The organism is Actinomycetes bacterium (genome assembly GCA_036000965.1).
Lineage (GTDB): Bacteria > Actinomycetota > CALGFH01 > CALGFH01 > CALGFH01 > DASYUT01.
The window spans coordinates 1-2013 of the sequence record DASYUT010000003.1 but is presented as its reverse complement, the minus strand read 5'-3'; the positions used below and the strand labels follow the sequence as shown (position 1 = coordinate 2013).

Here is a 2013-nt window from a genome sequence, read left to right as displayed (position 1 = left end):
AGGACCTGATGACGACGCCCGTGGTCACCTTGAAGCCGGACGCCCACCTCAAGGACGTCGCCGGGATCTTGGTGCGGCGGGGGACCAACGCCGCCCCCGTGGTGGAGAACGGCCGCCTGGTCGGCATTGTGTCCGAGGCCGATCTCATCGCCCTGGAGGCCGGCTCCGACCAGCGGTTCGCCGGCCGGCAGGCGGAGCAGCGCCCGCTGCCGCGGACGGTCCGCGAGGTGATGACGCGCAGCGTGTTCACGGTGTCGCGGGACGCCGACGCGTCGCAGGCGGCCCGGCTGCTGCTGCGGCACAACCTCAAGTCGGTCCCGGTGGTCGTCGGCGACCGGGTGGTCGGCATGATCAGCCGGCGGGACCTGCTGCGGGTGATCGCGCGAAGCGACGACGGGATCCATGCCGAGATCACCCACCGGCTGGAGGAAGAGGCCGAGGTCCTGCGGCGCCTCGGCGTCGAGGTGCGCGACGGGTGGTGACCTTCACCGGCGTGCCCGACGGACCGGCCCGTGGCTTCCTGGGAGCCCTGGCCCGCGCGGTTCCCGGCGTGGTCGAGGTGCGCTGGGCCGATCCCGGCGGGACGACCTGACCGGTCGCACGGTGGGGGGTGTGGCCGGCGAGGAGGTGGGCACGTGCGGGTCGTGGTGGCCTTTGGGCGGCAACGCGCTGCTGCGGCGGGGGAGCCGGCCAGGCGAAGGCGCAGCAGCGAACACCCTGCCCGCCGTCCGGGCGGTCGTCCAACCTGCCGGTAAGCCCCAGCTCGTGCTTAGGGTCCCCACATGCAAGACCTGCGGCCGACCCGCCAGGTCACCGCACAGGCTGGCCAGAGTGGGGATCGCCTGGGCAATGGTGGGCACATGCCTGCATTGGTACTACCCTCCCGTTCAAGTACATACTCGGATACTCGCGACAGGGACGCAGCAAGGGAGGAAGCCATGTTTGGAACGATCCTCCTCGCCGTGGACGACTCAGCCCACGCCGACAAGGCCGCCGACCTGGCCCGCAAGTTGCCACCGCCGGCGGTGACGAGGTCGTGGTCGTCCATGTCACCGAGGTCATCGTGGGCCGCGCCGCCGGGCAGCGGAACTGGACGAGGACCAGGAGGCGATCACCCACACCAAGCAGCACGCGCAGGAACTGGAGGCGGCAGGGGTGAAGACCCGGGTCGAGCTGTACCGCGCCCCCTCCGGGCACGTCGCGAAGGTCGTGGCAGTGGCCGGCGGTGTCGTGCGCCTGGACGGCAGCGTCGAGCGGCGCAGCGACCTCATGCAGGCTGTCGGCCTCGTGCGAGCGGTGGGAGCGCCAGCTCACGAAGTAACGGATGAACATGAGGCCAGGGTGCACCCGGCCGCGGTGACGCCGTAGGGCCGAAGGTCCTGGATGGGGAGGGCCGCTCGTCCGCAGGTCAGCGCGGCACCACGACACGGATGAGGGTGCCCTCGGAGATGACGCTCGAGATCTCGGCGTGGCCGCCGAGGGCCCCCCGCCCGGTCGCGGAGGTTCCGCATGCCGTGGCCGACGTGCGCGGGGTGGTCGGGATCGGATCGAACCCGTGGCCGTCGTCCTCGATCTCCAGCACGCGGTCGCCGCCACCGTCGGCGTACAGCGACACCCGGCAGGTCGGCGCGTCCGCGTGGCTGCTGACGTAGACAACGCCTCCCGGGTGAGCTGCACCAGGTCGGCGGCCCGGTGGGCCAACCGCACCGCGGCCGCCCGGGCCGGCGAGGAGGGCCGGCTGGTGCGGTCGCGGCTGGGCCGGACCTGCCCGCCGGCGACGGCCGGCTGGCTGCGCGCGACCGTCGGGACCGGCGGGCCTGAGCCGGACGCCGAGGCGGGCGCGCGCGCCCGCCGGGCCGCCCGGGACCGAGGGCGGTTGGGTGCAGCTCTGTCTCAGGGACCTGCTGATCAGGCTGCAAGGGCGGGTGGGGCCTTGTAGCGGGCCTGGTGGACGCGCCGGTGTTCCTGGGCGAGGTGGAAGCGCCAGTAGGTGTCGAAGTCGCCGTTGGTGTG

At 72.9% G+C, this 2013-nt stretch carries 3 protein-coding genes; 2 read left to right on the top strand and 1 reads right to left on the bottom strand.

The features are described from left to right. Together VG276_00075 and VG276_00070 are read left to right on the top strand one after the other, a co-directional pair. The coding region (locus VG276_00075; protein ID HEV8647824.1) for a CBS domain-containing protein at nt 1-482 on the top strand (482 nt) is incomplete at its 5' end. 673 nt (nt 483-1155) lie between these two features. Next, nucleotides 1156-1368 carry a hypothetical protein gene (locus tag VG276_00070; GenBank protein HEV8647823.1) on the top strand — a complete coding sequence of 71 codons (213 nt, stop codon included), beginning with the start codon at nt 1156-1158 and terminating at the stop codon, nt 1366-1368. Between the two features lie 40 nt (nt 1369-1408). Here VG276_00070 and VG276_00065 read toward each other — a convergent pair whose 3' ends face one another. Next, nucleotides 1409-1615 (bottom strand): hypothetical protein, encoded by a 207-nt coding sequence (locus VG276_00065; protein ID HEV8647822.1) that lies wholly within the window; start codon nt 1613-1615, stop codon nt 1409-1411. Nucleotides 1616-2013 lie beyond the last annotated feature (398 nt).